The following is an 18086-nucleotide window of genomic DNA, read 5'->3' as shown; positions in this document are numbered from 1 at the left end:
GAATGCCCTCATGGAATGGCTCACTCACTCTCAGACCGGTTTTCGCCAGGCTGCCCGCTACCTGCTGGGCATGCGGCTGGCCATCATCACCACGCAACTGGTGGCTATTGCCGTTGCCGAATCCGTCATCACCCTGGCGCACCGGGCCGAGGCCCTGCTGGTTTGCCTGCTGTACGGCGTGCTGGCCACCCTTGGCTGGCTCTGGTTCAACCGCAAACCGCCCGAATCCTCGGTTCCGGTCAGCCTGACCCTGGCCACGGACCTGATCCTGATCGGTCTTTGGCTGTTCTACACCGGTGGCTATACCAATCCGCTGGTGTCGGTGTTGCTGCTGCCCATTGCCGTGGCCATTATCCTGGTACCAACCCGCCAGAGTATTGCGCTAACGCTCACCGGCATTGCCGTGTACACCGCCCTGGTCATCTGGCACACCCCGGTGGTGCACGATCACCACGGTGGCGACCTGGCCCAGCTACACCTTGTCGGCATGTGGGTGACCTTCGCCCTGACCGCCGGCATTCTGCTGCTGGTGGTGGGCACCCTGGCCCGTCGCCTGCGACACCAGCAAAGCCAGCTGTCCCGGTTCCGGGAAAACCGGTTGCGGGATGAGCAGGTAATCGCCCTTGGCCTCTCGGCGGCGGCGGTTGCACACCGGCTCGGCACGCCACTGAACACCATGACCTTGCTACTGGACGAAATCCGTTCCCACAGCGGCCAGGGCAGCCCGGAGCTGGAAGAAGACCTGGACATGATGGGCCAGCAGGTGATGCTGTGCAGCAGCCACCTGCAGCAGCTCACCAAAACCGCCGTAGAAGCCAGGACCGCCCAACTGGAAACCCTGCCTGTACGTGAGTGGCTGGCCCGGTTGCGGGAATCCGCCACCCTGCTGTGGCCGTCCGGTCCTATCCAGTGGGCAAAGGATCATCCCGACACCCGCATTGCGGTCGACGCCACCCTCGACCAGGCCATCCTGAACCTGTTGGCCAATGCCCTGACCGCCAGCCCCCAGTGGGTAGCAGTCAGCAGTCGGCAAACCGATAACGGCCGCATAGAGATTGTGGTCGAAGACCACGGTGAAGGGTTGGAGGCCGCCCTGGCCGGGGCACCCGGCGAAGATATAGTCGATTCCAGGAACGGTCTGGGAGTTGGCCTGTTTTTGTCTAATGCCACCATCCAGCGGCTGGGCGGCAACCTGAAAGCCCGAACCGGCAACACCGGAACCAACATGGTGATCGATTTGCCACAGGCCGTGACATCCACTGCAGGAGAGCCGGAATATGTCTGAACAGGAACAGTGGCTGATTGTTGATGACGACCAGGCCTTCCTGCAGGTGCTGAGCCGCTCCCTGGCCCGGCAGGGTATCGAGGCCATCAGCGCCAGCAACCACGACAGCGCCCTGGATGCGCTGGATGCCCACAACATCCGCCGCTGCGTGCTCGACCTGAACCTGGCCGGCGAGAGCGGACTGCAGTTGCTGCCGGAACTTCTCGACACCAACCCGGACCTGGACGTACTGGTGCTCACCGGCTACGGCAGCATTGCCACTGCCGTGGAGGCCATGCGCCGGGGTGCTGCCAACTACCTGTGCAAACCGGTGACCGTTCAACAGCTGATCAGTGGTTTTGAACCACTGGAAGCCCCGCCTGAATTGCGCCCGGAGCCACCCTCGGTGGAAGAAATGGAATGGGAACACATCCAGCGGGTGCTGAATGAGCACGAGGGCAACATCTCGGCGACGGCCCGGGCCCTGAACATGCATCGCCGCACCCTGCAACGGAAGCTGCAGAAACACTCCCGGTGGCGCCAATAACCCCAACGCAAGCTATTCAATCCACACGATTTTGACGGACATCAATTCCGTCAGACTAATGTGTAATGCCCGCAATTCGCGTATACGCTAGGATTGCGCGGCGCCTGACTTTTGCAATAAATGGATAATCCGCTGACTGTCACTGCGGCCATCTCGGCCTCTACGGACGGTTAAACTGATTGCGATTGCTATACTTTCCGGCGCACTCACAGGGAGGAGAGCCAGCCGCCAATTACCGGATTTACCCGAGATGCCCAAAGGTCCAGAACACGTCGCACCAACTGCTGATATTTCCCCGGCCCGGCTGGCACTGGTGGCCACCACCACCAGCAACATGGTGCTGATCCTGGATGGCGAGGCCCGCATCGAATGGGTAAACGGCGCGTTTGAGGCCCATACCGGTTACCCCCTGACCGATATCCGGGGCAAAAAGCCGTTTGACCTGTTACCCGGAACCGGCACCAACAAGGAAACCGTCGCCCGCATCCGGGCGCACTTCGCCAACGGCGAACCCTTCGAAGAAGACATCCTGCACTACACTGCCAGCGGCACCCCGTATTGGGTACACACCTGCAGCATGCCGATCGGCAAAGCAGAGGGCGTAGACCCGGGTTTTGTCATCATCCAGACCAATATTTCCGACCGCAAGCACAGTGAGCGGGGCCTGCGCATTGCCGCCAGCGTATTCGACCGCAGCCACGAGGCCATCCTGATCACCGACAAGCACAACCGCATCATGGATGTGAACCCGGCCTTCGCCCGCATCACCGGCTACAGCCGGGAAGAAGTGCTGGGCCTGAACCCGAACATTCTCAGCTCCGGCCGGCACTCCAAGGCCTACTACCAGTCCATGTGGCGCTCGATCGAGCAAAACGATTTCTGGCGTGGCGAGCTGTGGAACCGGCGCAAGAATGGTGAGGAATATGTGGAGTTGTTGTCGGTCAGCCGGGTTCACCTGGAGGAGCCGGGGCAATATTTCCACGTGGCGTCGTTTTCCGACATCACCGCACTGAAAAACCATGCCCGGGACCTGGACCGGGCTGCTAACTACGATGAACTCACCGGCCTACCCAACCGGCAGTTGCTGGTGGAACGTCTTCGCACGGCCCGCCAGCACGCCGACCGCCAGAAACGTTCGCTCTCGGTGTGTTACCTGGACATTGACGGTTTCAAAGCCATCAACGACGAATTCGGCCACGACGCCGGCGACAAGGCCCTGAAAACCGTGGCCGACCGCCTGGCCCACAGTCTGCGCCGGGGCGACACCATCGCGCGGATCGGCGGCGACGAGTTTGTCATCCTGGTTCAGAGCGACAACCCGGAAATCGTCTATCAGCGACTGCTGGCGGAAGTGAGTCAGCCGATCCCGGTGGCGGATACCTTTATTACGGTCACCGCCAGCCTGGGCGCCGCCATTTATCCGGACGATAACACCGACGCCGAAGGCCTGATCCGCCACGCCGACCAGGCCATGTACGCAGCCAAGGAAAAAGGCCGTAACCAGTTCCACATTTTCGACCCCGGTGAAGACGCCTTCCGGCGCCAGCGCCGCAACCAGCTGGTGGAAATCGGCAATGCGCTGGAGCACAACGAATTCGAACTGTATTTCCAGCCCAAGGTGCGGCTGGCAGACTGCCAGGTCGTGGGCTTTGAAGCCCTGATTCGCTGGAACCACCCGGCCAGGGGCCTGACCACGCCCGGGGATTTCCTGCCTGCGGTAGAGAACAGCCATCTGGAAGTACCGCTGGGCAGCTGGGTGCTGAAAGAAGCCATCCACCAGATGAACCTGTGGAACGAGGCCGGCGAGCAGCTTGCGGTGAGCATTAACATCGGCGCACCGCACCTGATGGACCGGAGCTTTGTGCACTACCTGGAAAGCTACCTGCAGTGCCACCCGGAGGTAAATCCGGAACAGATCACACTGGAAGTGCTTGAATCCACCGCCCTGGAAGACATTCAGCGCGCCGAGAACGTACTGGCAAAGTGCCAGACCCTGGGCCTCCAGGTTGCGCTGGATGATTTCGGAACCGGGTTCTCATCCCTGACTTACCTGCGCACCCTGCCGATCAACATGATTAAGATCGACCAGAGTTTCATCCGCGACATGCTGCAGGACGACAGCGACCGGGCGATTGTGGAAAGTGTGATTTTCATGGCCCAGCGCTTCGAGAAACCGACCCTGGCCGAAGGCGTGGAAACCATGGCCCAGGCCGAAGCGCTCATGGCCATGGGCTGCAACCTGGTGCAAGGCTATGCCGTGGCCCGGCCCATGCCGGCTTCCGAGGTGCTGCCCTGGCTGGCCATGTGGCGGGAGAATGCCTCCTGCAAGGCCCAGTCGGAGCCCCCCGCTAGCGATACCGGCGCTGGTCCAGGGTGCTCAACCGGTCGGGATGGAACACCATCAGGCCGGTCACAAAGGCTCCGTTGATAAAGCCTTCGGGAATCATGAACAGCGGCAGGTAGCGCAGGTATTCGTGCACCAGCATGTCGAAACTATAGGCTCCGCTGGTCCAGAGCAGCAAACACATCACCACCCCGGCCGCCGCCACTGACAGCCCGGCACCAAAGAACCCGCAAAAGAAGATATAAGCGAAGAAATTTCGGAAGTTACGCCGACGCTCCCACAGCATGATGCCGTGGCTCACCAGGGCCGGCACCATCACAGTGACCAGCCCGTTGGCGGCAAACATCATCAGCGGTTCGCGCCCGGTAATCACCGTAATCACCAGCGCCAGCAGGCCGGCGAGCACTGCCAGGGCCCAGCCCACCATCAGGGTAATCACAGTGATACCGAAAATATGAATGGCCAGCCCGGGCGATATCCCCGCCCTTAACTGCCAGACAAACCCCAACACCACCGCAGCGCCAAACAGCGTGTGCTGGGCCGCGTCATCGTTGCGGAAGGCCCGCCAGTCCACGGACCGGAGGGCGGCAATCAGAACCAGCACAAACAGCAGTGCCGTGAACAGCCACTGGCCAGTGGAGAGCAGGTTGTCAGTCATTCCCATCAGTGGTCACCGGTTACTAGCGCCAAGAAACACGGGGGCAGTGTTCAACATACCCCCGCACCGGTCAATGGGATCACTGCGCTCAGATCATGCGATCGCCGGCCGGTTGGTGAGTGCCTGCCAGGCCTCATAGGTGCTCAGGTACACGCCACCGCCCAGGTGCTCAAGAAACTCCGTGCCCTTGAGCCGGTCCATCACCGGGCCTTTCACCTCAGACAGGTGCAGCCTTGCGCCGGCATCGTGCAGGCGCTCATTGATGGCTTCTAGGCTTTCCAGTGCCGAGGCATCAATCAGGTTAACCGCGGGGCACACCAGCACCAGGTCTGTCAGCTCCGGCTCCCGGCTGACCAGGTCCATCACTGTTTCCTCAAGGAAACGGGCATTGGCAAAGTACAGACTCTCGTCTACCCGCAGGAAGGTTACCTTCGGGCACAGTTCCACGTCATGGCGCAACACATTGCGGAAATGCTCGGTACCCGGCACCAGGCCCACCACGGCACTGTGGGGCCGGCTGGTTCGATACAGGAACAACCCGATGGACAGCGCCACCCCCGCAATAATGCCTGCCTCCACACTGTGAACCAGGGTCAGCACAATGGTGGCCAGCATGGCGCCAAAGTCGGTACGGGAATACCGGAAGGTGCGAGCCAGGGCCGGCAGGTCAATCAGCGTAGCCACCGCCACGATAATCGTCGCTGCCAGCGTGGCCTGGGGCAGCCAGGCAATGGCAGGCGTCAGGAACAGGGTGGCCAGGGCAATGCCCACCGCCGTATAGGCTCCCGCCGCCGGCGTTTCCGCGCCGGCATCAAAGTTGACCACGGAGCGGGAGAAGCCACCGGTTACCGGCATACCTCCGGAGAAACCGGAACCCAGGTTGGCGGTGCCCAGGCCAATCAGCTCCTGGTCCGGATCAATACGCTGGCGCCGCTTGGCGGCCAGCGTCTGGCCCACAGACACCGATTCCACAAAGCCCACCACACTGATCAGCAAGGCACTGACGGCCAGCTGGGACCATACCGAGGGCTCCAGGCTTGGCATGGTAAAGGAGGGCAAACCCGATGGCACGGCACCCACCAGCCGGACACCCTGTTCATCCAGCCGCAGGGCCCAGGCCACCAGGGTTGTCACCACCACTGCCAGAATCGGTGCCGTCTTGGTGAAAATATCCGCGGCACGGGGCGCCAGGCCCAGCTTGCTCAGAAGCGGCTTCAGGTAGCGACGGGACCACACCAGGAACAGCAGGGCACCGCCACCCACCAGCAGAGTGGGCAGATTGGTATCAGCCAGGCCGCTTAACAGCGAACCGACGATATCAATCAGGTTGTGGCCGGAAGACTGGATACCGAACAGGTGCTTCAGCTGGCTGGCAGCAATGACGATGCCGGAGGCGGTGATAAACCCGGAAATCACCGGATGGCTGAGGAAGTTGGCCAGAAAACCAAGCCGCATCACCCCCATGACAGTCAGCATCAGGCCCGACATCACCGCCAGCAACACGGCACCGGCAACGTATTCGGGCGTGCCGGCCTCCGCCAGTGGCGCCAGGGCAGCCGCTGTCATCAATGAAGCCACAGCCACCGGCCCCACCGACAGGGTTCGGCTGGTGCCGAACACCGCGTAGATCGCCAGCGGCAGGATACTGGCATACAGCCCGACATGGGCCGGCAGTCCCGCCAGCAACGCATAGGCCAGCGACTGCGGGATCAGCATCACCGTGACAATCACAGCCGCGATCAGGTCACTGGTGACCTGGTTGCGGCTGTAGTGTGGTGCCCACTGCAGAATGGGCAGGTAGCGTTTGAAGTTCATACCCGGCTCAGAACCGGTTAACCGGAACTTTCAGGTACACCTGGCCGTTATCCTCTGCCGGTGGCATATGGCCGGCCCGCATATTCACCTGCACCGAGGGCAGGATCAGCCGGGGCATGTCCAGGGTGGCATCCCGCTCGGTGCGCATTTTCACAAACTCCTCTTCGGAGATACCTTCATGCACATGCACATTGGCCTCACGCTGCTCCGCCACCGTGGTCATATGCTGGTACTCATCCCGGCCAGGTGCCTTGTAGTCATGGCACAGGAAGATACGAGTCTCCGGCGGCAGGGTGAGCACCTTCTGGATCGATTGATACAGGGTGCGCGCATCGCCACCCGGGAAATCGCAGCGGGCGGTGCCGTAGTCGGGCATGAACAGGGTATCGCCCACAAACGCAGCGTCGTCGATCACGTAGGTCAGGCACGCGGGGGTGTGGCCCGGGGTATGCAACACCCGGCCCTGCAGGTTGCCGATGGTAAAGGTGTCGCCTTCCTGGAACAGCTTATCGAACTGGCTGCCATCGCGGGCAAACTCGGTGCCTGCATTGAAAGCTTTACCAAAAATTTCCTGAACATCGACGATTTTTGCGCCAATTCCCGTCTTTCCGCCAAGATGTTCGTGCAGATAGGGTGCTGCAGACAGGTGATCTGCATGCACATGGGTCTCCAGAATCCACTCAACCGTCAGGTTGTTGTCTCGAACGTACTGGATGATCTCGTCTGCAGAGCGCACGTCGGTGCGGCCGGCGGCGTAGTCGAAATCCAGCACCGAATCCAGGATGGCACAGGCCTGACTGTCCGGATCACGCACCACGTAACTGAAGGTATTGGTGGGTTCGTCGAAGAAATGCTGAACGATAGGCTGAGTCATGGTATTCACCTTGGATGTCGCCGATATCTATGATTTGATCTAAGGATATACTGAAACGATATATAAGGTGAAATTCTGTTTTCTTATATAGGCGATAAGCTCGATGCATCACACCGGGCACCGGAACACGTTCCGGCACCCGGCAGGGTGTTTGCTCAGCGTTGCCCGAGAAGCTGTGTGGCCTCGCGGCGGCGACCGTCATCTGCCAGCTCACGGCCCGGCCTGCCTGGCGCCGACAGTACTTTTTCCAGGTACACCCGCGCCCGCTCCGGCTCATCCTGATCCAGCAGAAAATCCCCGAAAAAATAATTGGCATCAATGCCATCAGGGTTGATCGCCAGGGCTTTTTGCAGGTAACTCCGGGCCTTGCTGTCATCCCCGAACCCCAGCGGCCAACCCGGGACCTGGTAGTATAGACTACCCAGAGACGTATAGGCCGAGCCGTCCAGTGCCTCTGGATCGATGTCCAGTGCCGCTTCCAGTGAAGCCCTGGCCTCTTTTACCAGCCCCAGGGCGCCCAGACCGCCTTTGGCGCCAGCGTAGGTGCTGAGCACAATACCCTGCCAGATCAGCGGTTCGGCCCGGCCCGGGTAACGCTCAACAAAGGCCTTGGCCTCGGTGGCCAGTGCCTCGAATGCCTTTTCTTTTTCCTGTTCGGGTGTCTGATACTGGATTTCAGCCCAGCGTTGCTGGATCTGCGCCAGTTCGGTTGGTACACCCTGGGCCCACGCCGGCATGGCCAGCAACGCGGCCAATACCATCATCATCCACTTCATGACATTGCTCCTGAATCCAGAAAGCGCCGGATGACCGGCAGTTGTTTCAACATGGCTTTATCCACCATCTTCGGCAGGATGCCGTTGATCACCACAAACAGTTTTTCCGGCCAGCCCAGGAAGCGCCGGCGCTCATCCTTTTCCATGGCCTGAAGAATCTGGGCCGCCACGGTTTCCGGAGCGTCCATGGCATTGCCCAGCGCCCGGTTCAACTCGTTCACCGGCTCCGGGTTCATGGCCGTGGCGGTCGCCCTGGGGGCCACGTACACCACCTGCACCGGGGTATCCGCCAGCTCCCGGCGCAGGGCTTCGGTAAAGCCGCGCAGGCCGAATTTGCTGGCACAGTAAGCGGTGTAGCCCGGGAACCCGATACTGCCGAAGGTGGAACCCACAAACACCAGGCCGCCCATCCCCGCTTTACGGAACCGCGGGACAAAATGCCGGGCGACCAGCATGGCGGAACGCAGGTTGACCATGAGCTGGGCGTCCAGGTCGCTGACCGCCATGCCCTCCAGCGCTGCAAAGCGGTTCTGGCCGGCGCAGTGGATCACGCCATCAATATCCGGATACACCTCGGTCAGCTGTTGCAGTTGCCGGTCCAGTTCCAGGCTGGCCAGCTCCAGGTGCACCGGGGAAACGCCTGCGCGCTTTTCCAGCCGCTCGGGATGGCGGGTCGCCACAATCACCCGGGCACCACTTTCCACCAGGGGGCTGATCAGGGCCTGGCCAATGCCGCCAGTGCCGCCCAGCAGGAGAAAGGTTCGGTCATGCAGCCTCATGGCGCTGCTCCTTGTTACTGGCCGGCAGCGGAATGCTGTGCAGCATGTCGCCGTAAAGTCGATACACCATGCGGGCCGACTCGATGATGACCTGCTGGTCGTCCGGATCTGTAATGCTGTCCATCAGGTTGCGGAAAAACTCGAAGTGCTCCTGGTCCAGTGCGCCGTGAGAATACAGATAGCTGAAGGCCTGGTCAGGCAGGCCCAGCTGTTTCTGGATGGCTTCGCCCAGCGGCGTGGCCAGTTCGATGGAGGTGCCTTCCAGTACCTGAACCATGCCGAAAAAGGCGGCCGGGTTGCCGCGCTGGATGCGGTCGTACAGGTAAGCCACCATCAGCTCGATGGAGGTATCCGGCTGGCCATGGCGGATGGCTTCCTTGTCTTCACCACAGGCTTCCAGGTCGTTCAGGATCCACTCGTGGTGGCCGTATTCTTCCTCGATGTATTCCACCAGCGCCTTGCGCACAAACTCCAGCCGCTCAGGGAGCCGCCCGCCGCAAGCCATCATCAGCGGTACCGTGTGTTTCACGTGGTGGTAGGCCTGGGTCAGAAACCAGGTGTAGCCTTCAAGGTCAAAGCGACCCTCCTGGATGGCTTGAATCACCGGGGCTCCGGTGACATGGGCCCGGGCCTGTTCGGTTTCGGATTGCAGTCGGTCAAAAAATGCCATGTTGGAGACTCCTGGCGTTGTCTGTTGGGGAGAAGTGCCCGCAGGCACAGAAAGATTCATAAAAAGGGGAAAGGCTTCGGCCATGAGCATGGGCAGGTCAGCCTGAATCTGGTGCCGCACGGGGCGGCCGTTGGCGGTGATATGGCCCTCGGCCTGGGTCAGCGGTTGCCGGCGTATGTACACGGCCTGCAAACGGGCGTAGTCGGGCAAACCGGCATTGAGTGCCATCAGGGCGGCCCGCAGCTTGTCCGGGCCACGACCATCCCGAACCACCAGCAAGGCGCTGGGTTGTGGTTCGCCATCACCAAACACCACGGCCTGGGCGGCGCCCACGGCCTGTACCAGCTCGCTCTCCAGCCATTCCGGGCTGATGTTGCGGCCAAAACTGGTAATGATCAGGTTCTTGGCGCGGCCGTTAACAGCCAGGAAGCCCTCCGGGCTGATCGCCCCAAGGTCTCCGGTGTCCAGCCAGCCATCATCTTCGGGCTCGTCGCCCAGATAACCCAGATGGGTGTTGCCCCGCACCAGAATCCGCCGATTGTCGTCCACCTGAACCTGTACATGCGAAAGCGGCCGGCCCACAGTGCCCTCCCGCTCCACGCCCGGTACATTCAGGGCCACCACCGAGCCACACTCAGACAAGCCATAACCTTCATACAGGGGCAAATTCATCGCCCGGCCACGGGCCAGAAAATCCGGTGAAACCCGGCCACCACCAACGGCCAGGAAACGAAACGAATCCGTAGCCAGCGAACCCTGCTCGGCGGCATTGACCAGCGCCATGGCCAGCTCCGGCACCAGAATCACCGAATGGGGCTGGTGCTGATTCAGGCCGGCCACCAGCTGGCCCAGTTCCAGGCCGCTGCTGCCAGTCATGCCCAGGGTTTGCAGCGGGGCAACCGTCACCGTGGCACCCATCAGCAGGGGCAGGTATACCCCGGCAATGTTCTCCAGCAGGGTCGCCAGGGGCAGGATGCACAGGTGTTGCTGTAACGTCACACCTTCAAGCCGCTGTTGCAGTGCACAAGCGGTCGCAGCCATCTGCTGCGCCGACAGGCACACGCCCTTGGGGGTACCGGTGCTGCCGGAGGTGAAGGTAATCTTGGCGGTGTGTTCCGGCATCCAGGCCGCCCCCGGAGACACCGGCAGGTGCCGCAGCCAGACACCCTGGCCAATCACCTCCGCCTGTTCGGCCTCGGCACTGAACAGCAGGGCATCCAGCCCTGCCCGCTGAATCAGGTGCTCGGTCTGGCTTTTGGAGAAAAACACCGGCACCGGCACACACACCACCTCTGCCATCAGGCAGGCAAGGTCCGCCACCACCCAGGCCGGGGTGTTGACGCCACACAGCCCGATGCGTTTAACACCCAGGTTTCGCAACTGTTCGGCCACCAACTGCGCCGCCCGCCATAGCTGCTGATAACTGAAACTGGCGTCTGGCCCCTGCAGTGCAATGCGCTCCGGATGTTGCCGGACCCGCTGAGACAGGAGATCAGGCAAGGCGGCCATAGGCACCTCCCAGGTCCGCCTGCGGTTTATACTCGGCCGCAACAACCGGCTGCACCAGCTTCAGCAAGCCGGCGGTGCGCAAGGCCGCCATACCATCAGCGACCTTGATGGTCATCACCACCGGATGATGGTCGTAATAGCGACCCCAACCAGCGCCGCCATCCGGCAATTTTGAAGGGTCGGCATCCGCCAGCACCTGCGTGGCGATGCCGAGCCGATGGAAACTGTTGCGCAACTGGTCGGTACCGGTACACACCACCCAGTCATAGCCGGCAGCATCCAACCACACTGAGAGCGAGGCGAACAGATAGCGGCTGACCCCGGCTTCCACCCCGGCCAGGTGGGCAATTTCGGCAATACCGCTGCGCCTTGTTCCCGGTTCCGGCATCAGTGTTTGCACCGGCACCGACAGGTAATCCTCCAGAAAAAGCCGTTCCTGTTCCGCATTGCGCACGCCAACGGCGGCCAGCAGCGTTCCCTGAGCGGTTGTCAGGGCCAGAAGCCGTGGAATACGCAGGGAAGGCTCGGCCCCGTACGCGTGGAGGAAGCGGCGCCGAATGAAATCCGACACCGTGTGGGCCAATGGCGTGTTGGACTGGATTTCGCAAAACCACCGGCCAGCACAACGGACGGCCGGAACCAACTCCCCGGAATCCGGAGGACAACAGGTCGACATTGTTAACGGATCAGTCATGGCTGCCTTCTCTCTGCTTGCTTTTCCTGGCCCAGACGGACGCAGGGTCATGGCTGACAGATTAGAAAGGCTGGCTTAAACCAGTCTTAAGACGGCACCACAGAAACCTTAAGAGCGCCTTAAGGTTTCTGTGCCTGCACGGTTAAGGCTCACTTAAGAAAGGAGGGGTAGATTGCGGCCAACCTCGGGGCTATCCCGAAAACAATCGACACAGACGCAAACACCTATGCCCAAAGCTCGCCATTTTTTTCAACGCCGACTTGCCCGTTTCCTTGCAGCCGGCGGACTGGCCACGCTGTTGCATTGGCTGATGATGGGCCTGCTGGTTCAGGCCGGGCTTGACCCCAGGCTAGCAACAGCAACCGGAGCCACGGCCGGACTGGTTTTCAACTACGTGGCCCAGCATCAGTACGCGTTTGCCTCGAACCTGCCGCACCGAGTCGCGATGCCGCGATACCTGGCGGCAGCCAGTCTGGGCTGGACCCTGAACCTTTTCAGCTTCTCCGTTCTCAGCCTGGCTGGCCTCAAAGTCCTGTCAGCACAGTTCCTGGCCACGGCACTCGTCACGGTTGCCAATTACTTCTTTGCCAAGAGGTTTGTTTTCCATGAAAAAACAACGCTCAAGCTCCCCTGAACCTATGCTGAGCATAGTTATTCCGGTCCACAACGAGGCTGAAGTGCTCCCGGCCCTGCTGGCTCGACTCTGGACGACCGGGCAAAAGCTCGACGGCAGCTTTGAGCTGCTGTTTGTCGACGACGGCAGTCGGGATGATTCGGTCGCCATTCTGATGGCCGCCAGGCAACGGCAGCCAGAAATCCGTGTCTTGCAGTTGTCCCGAAACTTCGGCAAGGAGGCGGCAGTCTCGGCCGGCCTGGAGCACGCCCGCGGCGAGGCCGTGGTGCTTATGGATGCAGACCTTCAGGATCCCCCCGAACTGATTCCCGACATGCTTGCCGAATGGCGCAAAGGGGCCGATGTCGTGCTGATGAAACGCCGATCCCGGGCCGGCGAAAGCTGGCTTAAACGCATCACGGCCAGCCTTTTCTATCGTCTGATCAATCGGATCAGCGATTCTCCGATTCCGGTCGATACCGGCGACTTCCGGCTGATGAGCCGGCGCACGGTCGAGGCCCTGAACCGGCTTCCGGAACGCAACCGTTACCTCAAGGGCATGTTTGCCTGGGTCGGTATGCCCACCGTAACCCTGGAATTCGATCGCGACCCCCGAATCGCAGGCAGCACCAAGTGGAACTACCTGAAACTCGTACACCTGGCCATGGAGGGCATCACCTCATTCTCGACCCGACCACTGCGACTGGCCCTTGTGCTGGGCTTACTGGCCGCGGGGGCAGGCGGCACCGTTGGCCTCTGGGAGGTAATCCGGGCGCTGGCCTTCGGCATTTCAACACCGGGCTATGCCTCCCTGATTGCCATGATCACCTTCCTGTCCGGCGTCCAGCTTCTGTGTGTCGGCTTGTTGGGGGAATACATCGGGCGCATCTATATGGAAACCAAGCAACGCCCGGTTTTTATCGTGGCGGAAGATAGTCAGGAGACCATGACTTACATACAACCCATGCTGCGAGTGGCCGGCCATGACCAGAATCAGTAACACCTTGCTGTGGCTGCTGGTCTCGGTGCTTGCTGCCAGGCTCGGCCTGTCTGCCTTGTTGCCGTTCGCGGACACCACCGAGCCCCGCTACGCGGAGATGGCGCGGATTATGGCGGAAACCGGCGACTGGATAACCCCCTGGTTCGATATTGGTGTGCCTTTCTGGGGCAAGCCGCCCCTGTCGTTCTGGACTCAGGCACTGTCGTTCAAGCTGTTCGGCGTCAGCGAATTCGCCGGCCGACTGCCCTCCTGGCTGGCCAATGTCGGCATCGTCTGGCTGGTCTACAACCTGCGTCGCTACCTGCACCCCGACCCGCTCGGCCACGGAGCCAAAACTCAAGGGCTCTGGGCTGCGTTAATCTACGCCACTACGGCATTGGGCTTTCTGTCTGCCGGCACGGTAATGACAGATTCATTCCTGGCCCTTGGCACCAGCCTGACACTGGTGAGCCTGATCATTCGCCTGCAGGGGGGGCCGCCGCTCTGGGGCTGGCTGTTCTTCATCGGCCTGGCTACTGGCCTGCTGGCCAAGGGACCACTGGTTCTGGTGCTTGCTGGCCTGCCGGTGTTCCTCTGGGCGCTCACCTTCAACCGTTGGCAGACCCTCTGGCACAGTTTGCCCTGGGTGCGCGGTCTGGCCCTGACCCTGTTGATGTCAGCGCCCTGGTATGTCCTGGCAGAGCTGAAGACACCGGGTTTCCTGGATTACTTCATTGTCGGTGAGCACATCAAGCGCTTTGTCGTCAGCGGCTGGCAGGGTGACCTTTACGGCAGTGCCCATGATTTCCCCCGGGGCACGATCTGGCTCTATCTTGTGCTTGCCAGCATGCCCTGGGGGCTTGTCGCGGTGGCTGGCGTGCTTCACAACCACTGGTGCGGCGCCTTCCAGCTGCAGCAATGGCATACTGGCGAACAACATGTCAGCGCGCTGGTACTCCTGGCCGCGGTGACACCGGCCGTGTTCTTTACCCTGGCCGGTAACATACTCTGGACCTATGTGCTGCCTGGTCTGCCATTTGTTGCCGCGCTCAGCTCCGGGCTACTGATGCCAGACATCGGCCGACGCTTGAAGCGTTCCTCAGTGGCCGCCACCCTTTTCATCCCCGTGCTTGGCTCACTTGCCAGCGGCTGGGTGAGCCTTCATCCGGAGCTGCTGAGAACGGAACGGGAGCTGGTGATGACCGCCAGCCATCTGTCTGACAAGCCCTCTGCGAGGCTTGTTTATACCGGCGAACCTCCGTTTTCTGCCCGGTTTTACAGCGCGGGTAGAGTTGATGGCATTGAGGTGGAAGCCCTCAGGCGCGAACTCGCTGATGGAAATCGAACGTTGCCCATCGCTGTAGCGGTGGATAAAGATCAGCGGGACTTGCTCGACCAACTGGAGCAGATAGCCGATCCGGTCGATCAAAACCGGCGTTACATTCTGTTTCTGCTGGAACCGGTAACCAAGAGTGCAGGGTTGAGCAATGATTCCGGCCGCACTCCGCCAGCTTTCAATTACACTGAAGAGCACAAACAACCTTTGAGTTGAACACCAAACGGATGGCTGTAACAGAATGCGCATACTTCTGACCGAAGATGACCACCCCCTGGCCAACACCATGTTGAGCATGCTCCGGGACGACCAGAATACCGTAGATTGGGTCGATGATGGCCAACAGGCTCTGAACGCCTTACTGAACGAGAGCTTTGACCTGGCCATTCTTGACTTGACGTTACCCCGTGTCGATGGCCTGGACATTGTCCGCCAGGTGAGGGAGCAGGGCGTAGAGTTGCCCATCATCATCCTGACTGCGCGGAGCGAACTGACCGAAAAACTACAGGGACTGGATGCAGGGGCAGACGATTACCTGACCAAGCCCTTTGCCATGTCAGAACTGAAAGCCCGGATAAGGGCGGTTACTCGCCGCCGCTCAGGCACACGAGTCTCAGGACTCAAGGTGGGGCGACTCGTGCTTGATCCGGACTCTGCGCAATTGCAGGTAGGCACAGAGACGTTCGTGCTACCCCGTAGCGAACTGCAGATCCTTCACTATCTGATGCGGCACCCTGATCAGGTGGCAACCAGACGACGTTTGGAGGAACAACTTTACGGCTGGGATCAGGGTGCCGAGAGCAACGCCCTGGAAGTTCACGTTCACCATCTGCGCCGGCGGCTGGGTAAGCAGGCCATTCGCACTGTGCGCGGCGTTGGCTACATGCTGGACAGCAAAGCAGCCTCGGAAGGCCAAGAAATATGAGCCTGACACGGAAGCTGATTCTGCTAATTACCAGCACTGTTTTTATGATCACTCTGATCGCGGCAGGCTGGGGGTTCTATGTCAGCAATCACCAGTTGGACGAACTGTTCGATGCGGAGCTGGCACAAAGTACCCGGATTGTGCAGGGGCTGGTGGAACATCTCTCGAGCACTCAGTCTATCGAGCAGTTAGCCTTTACGCTGTCGAAAACTCTCGAATTGCCGGACGCATTATTTCAGGGCGATGAAGAAGAGGACGAAATTCTGCCCGACGGTGCCGGGCATAAATACGAACGCAAAATCGCTTTCGAAGTCTGGTCTCCTGATCAACAACCTGTGCTGGACACGCTCCGGGCTAACGATGCCCAGGGCCTTGAGCCAGGATTTGCCTGGCAGGAGGCCGCCGGCTATCAATGGCGAACGTTTACCATGCGAGATACATCGACCGGATTCTGGATACGTACCGCCCAGCGAGAGGACGTTCGGGATGAACTGAGCCAGGAAATTGCGCTGGGCAACGTTCTGCCTTTTCTGTTGGCGTTGCCTCTACTGGCCATAGCCGTCCTGGCATCAATTCAGGTGAGCTTCAAGCCTTTGAGAAAGCTCGAAAAACCGGTTCGGAACATGGCGCCTGAGAACATCCATCCCCTCGATGATCGTCAGGCTCCGAAAGAAGTAGCTGGATTGGTGCACGCAGTCAACGGCCTGTTGAGACGGCTGAATCAGGCTCTGGAACGTGAACGCCGCTTCTCCGCTGATGCGGCACATGAGCTGCGAACCCCATTGGCCGCGCTGCGCCTGAATCTGGAGAAAGTTTACGGTGACAACCCCGAACAATATGGAGACCTTATCCAGGCCGTAGACCGAATGGTTCATCTGGTCGAACAAATGCTGTTACTGAGTCGGGTGGACTCCGGCGCTCAGTTTCCGCCGGAGCATCACAATCTTTCCGCCATTCTGGAACAAAGCATCGCAGATGTTGCACCGCTGGCGCTAAAGAAAAACATAGAGCCGGTGCTCCAGGACGAAACGGATCAGTCCCTGATTAGCTGCCATCGTGCCCTGATTAACACCCTCATGCGCTCCTTGCTGGCCAACGCCATCCAATACAGTCCGCCTCATACCATAATCACCACCAATCTCGTTCCCGCAGGTGAAGGCTACGCCATTTCGGTTTGTGACCAGGGTCCTGGAATTCCCGCGGAGGAGCGTGAACGCGCACTCAGCCGGTTTGTGCGACTGGATCAACGTAAAGGTGGAGGCGCAGGGCTGGGGCTGGCGATTGCTCGGCGTATTGCCGAGCTCCATGGTGGCCATCTTATCCTGGCAGACAGGGCAGACGGTCAACCCGGGCTTTGTGTGCAAGTATGGCTGCCAGCACGATGCCCGGCGCTCACGAAACGCTCTTAAGATTCGGTTAAGCTTCAAGGCTGATAATTCTCCGAGGCATAAACCGCACGGCAACGTGGTTTGGTTAACATCTTGGAGAATATCTCAATGTCTCAGCACAGCACTCTGTCACTGGTCATTCCTGCAAAAAACGAGCAGGAAAACATCGCGAAGCTGCTGACCGAGGCCTTCAACGTTATGAGGGATTACCCGGGCTTTGAAGTCGTGCTCGTGGACGATGGCAGTTCCGACCAGACACTGGCAACAGCTCGTCGCACTGCCGAGGCTTTGGGGGGCAGGCTATTGGCGGTTCGACATGAACAGAGCATCGGACAGAGCGGGGCACTGGCGACCGGTATCCTTCGCGCCACAGGCCAACTGATTGTGACAATGGACGGAGATGGTCAAAACGACCCCGCCGATATTCCAGCACTGTTGCAACAAGCGAACAGACTTCACAATCCCGACTTTTGTATCGCCGGCTATCGTAGAAATCGGAAGGATACAGCATGGAAACGTTTCCAATCACGCCTGGCTAATCGTATTCGCAACGCCTTTCTACATGATGGAGTTCCCGATACAGGCTGTGGACTGAAGCTGTTTCCCCGGTCGACCTTTCTCAAACTGCCGTGGTTCGATCACGCCCATCGGTTCATTCCCGCGCTGGTGAAAGGCGCGGGAGGCGAAATCGCCATTGTCGAGGTCAATCATCGCCCAAGAATGGCCGGGATTTCCAAATACAATGCCTGGAACCGTGCATGGGCCGGAATCGTCGATATGATCGGCGTTACTAATTCGAAATAAAGTAAGCGAACATTACCCGGAGATATAAGCCAAATCCGGATGGCCAAAAAACGATTTCAATAGTCGTGGCAATTTTTGCAAACGTCGAAGCTGCCGGTAAACAGTGCTCCG

The 18086-nt window shown here is 60.1% G+C and carries 16 protein-coding genes; 9 read left to right on the top strand and 7 right to left on the bottom strand.

The window, feature by feature from the left end:
* Positions 1-10 precede the first annotated feature (10 nt).
* The 3 genes from LWH94_RS07085 to LWH94_RS07075 all read left to right on the top strand — a co-directional run bounded on the left by LWH94_RS07085 (position 11) and on the right by LWH94_RS07075 (position 4239).
* Positions 11-1285 (top strand): sensor histidine kinase, encoded by a 1275-nt coding sequence (locus LWH94_RS07085; RefSeq protein WP_232901683.1) that lies wholly within the window; start codon positions 11-13, stop codon positions 1283-1285.
* Positions 1278-1811 (top strand): response regulator transcription factor, encoded by a 534-nt coding sequence (locus tag LWH94_RS07080; protein WP_232901682.1) that lies wholly within the window; start codon positions 1278-1280, stop codon positions 1809-1811. The genes LWH94_RS07085 and LWH94_RS07080 overlap by 8 nt, the downstream gene beginning before the upstream one ends.
* A gap of 250 nt (positions 1812-2061) precedes the next feature.
* Positions 2062-4239, top strand: coding sequence for a sensor domain-containing protein (locus LWH94_RS07075; RefSeq protein WP_232901681.1), 2178 nt, complete (start codon positions 2062-2064; stop codon positions 4237-4239).
* On the opposite strand, the gene LWH94_RS07070 is transcribed toward LWH94_RS07075, so the two are convergent.
* From LWH94_RS07070 to LWH94_RS07040, 7 genes are all read right to left on the bottom strand, one after another.
* The gene (locus tag LWH94_RS07070) at positions 4160-4819 is read right to left on the bottom strand and encodes an energy-coupling factor ABC transporter permease (RefSeq protein ID WP_022990581.1); all 660 of its coding nucleotides are present in this window, start codon (positions 4817-4819) and stop codon (positions 4160-4162) included. The genes LWH94_RS07075 and LWH94_RS07070 overlap by 80 nt on opposite strands.
* An 87-nt stretch (positions 4820-4906) precedes the next feature.
* Positions 4907-6628 (bottom strand): SulP family inorganic anion transporter, encoded by a 1722-nt coding sequence (locus LWH94_RS07065; protein ID WP_232901680.1) that lies wholly within the window; start codon positions 6626-6628, stop codon positions 4907-4909.
* 7 nt (positions 6629-6635) lie between these two features.
* Positions 6636-7502 carry an MBL fold metallo-hydrolase gene (locus LWH94_RS07060; RefSeq protein WP_232901679.1) on the bottom strand — a complete coding sequence of 289 codons (867 nt, stop codon included), beginning with the start codon at positions 7500-7502 and terminating at the stop codon, positions 6636-6638.
* A 155-nt stretch (positions 7503-7657) separates the two neighbouring features.
* Positions 7658-8278, bottom strand: coding sequence for a tetratricopeptide repeat protein (locus tag LWH94_RS07055; protein WP_232901678.1), 621 nt, complete (start codon positions 8276-8278; stop codon positions 7658-7660).
* Positions 8275-9057 carry an SDR family oxidoreductase gene (locus tag LWH94_RS07050; RefSeq protein WP_022990577.1) on the bottom strand — a complete coding sequence of 261 codons (783 nt, stop codon included), beginning with the start codon at positions 9055-9057 and terminating at the stop codon, positions 8275-8277. The genes LWH94_RS07055 and LWH94_RS07050 overlap by 4 nt, the downstream gene beginning before the upstream one ends.
* On the bottom strand, positions 9044-11236 hold the full coding sequence (locus LWH94_RS07045) for an AMP-binding protein (protein WP_232901677.1): 2193 nt from the start codon (positions 11234-11236) through the stop codon (positions 9044-9046). Before LWH94_RS07045 ends, LWH94_RS07050 begins: the two co-directional genes overlap by 14 nt.
* Entirely contained in the window at positions 11220-11930 is a 711-nt protein-coding gene (locus LWH94_RS07040; protein ID WP_167373008.1) for a thermostable hemolysin, read from the bottom strand. The genes LWH94_RS07045 and LWH94_RS07040 overlap by 17 nt, the downstream gene beginning before the upstream one ends.
* Before the next feature lie 226 nt (positions 11931-12156).
* Here LWH94_RS07040 and LWH94_RS07035 point away from each other — a divergent pair, with 226 nt between their 5' ends.
* The 6 genes from LWH94_RS07035 (at position 12157) to LWH94_RS07010 (ending at position 17975) form a co-directional block, all read left to right on the top strand.
* Positions 12157-12564 carry a GtrA family protein gene (locus LWH94_RS07035; RefSeq protein WP_011783843.1) on the top strand — a complete coding sequence of 136 codons (408 nt, stop codon included), beginning with the start codon at positions 12157-12159 and terminating at the stop codon, positions 12562-12564.
* A 4-nt stretch (positions 12565-12568) separates the two neighbouring features.
* Positions 12569-13543, top strand: coding sequence for a glycosyltransferase family 2 protein (locus LWH94_RS07030; RefSeq protein WP_022990574.1), 975 nt, complete (start codon positions 12569-12571; stop codon positions 13541-13543).
* Positions 13527-15074 (top strand): ArnT family glycosyltransferase, encoded by a 1548-nt coding sequence (locus tag LWH94_RS07025; RefSeq protein WP_232901676.1) that lies wholly within the window; start codon positions 13527-13529, stop codon positions 15072-15074. Before LWH94_RS07030 ends, LWH94_RS07025 begins: the two co-directional genes overlap by 17 nt.
* Before the next feature lie 25 nt (positions 15075-15099).
* The gene (locus LWH94_RS07020; RefSeq protein ID WP_011783840.1) at positions 15100-15783 is read left to right on the top strand and encodes a response regulator transcription factor; all 684 of its coding nucleotides are present in this window, start codon (positions 15100-15102) and stop codon (positions 15781-15783) included.
* Positions 15780-17192, top strand: coding sequence for an ATP-binding protein (locus LWH94_RS07015; RefSeq protein WP_232901675.1), 1413 nt, complete (start codon positions 15780-15782; stop codon positions 17190-17192). Before LWH94_RS07020 ends, LWH94_RS07015 begins: the two co-directional genes overlap by 4 nt.
* An 87-nt stretch (positions 17193-17279) precedes the next feature.
* Positions 17280-17975: a glycosyltransferase family 2 protein gene (locus LWH94_RS07010; protein ID WP_232901674.1), complete on the top strand. Its 696-nt coding sequence runs from the start codon at positions 17280-17282 to the stop codon at positions 17973-17975.
* Positions 17976-18086: the final 111 nt, after the last annotated feature.

The organism is Marinobacter sp. G11 (assembly GCF_021282325.1).
GTDB lineage: Bacteria > Pseudomonadota > Gammaproteobacteria > Pseudomonadales > Oleiphilaceae > Marinobacter > Marinobacter vinifirmus.
Note: the sequence above shows the minus strand (reverse complement) of the source record. Positions and strands in the feature narration are given on the sequence as shown.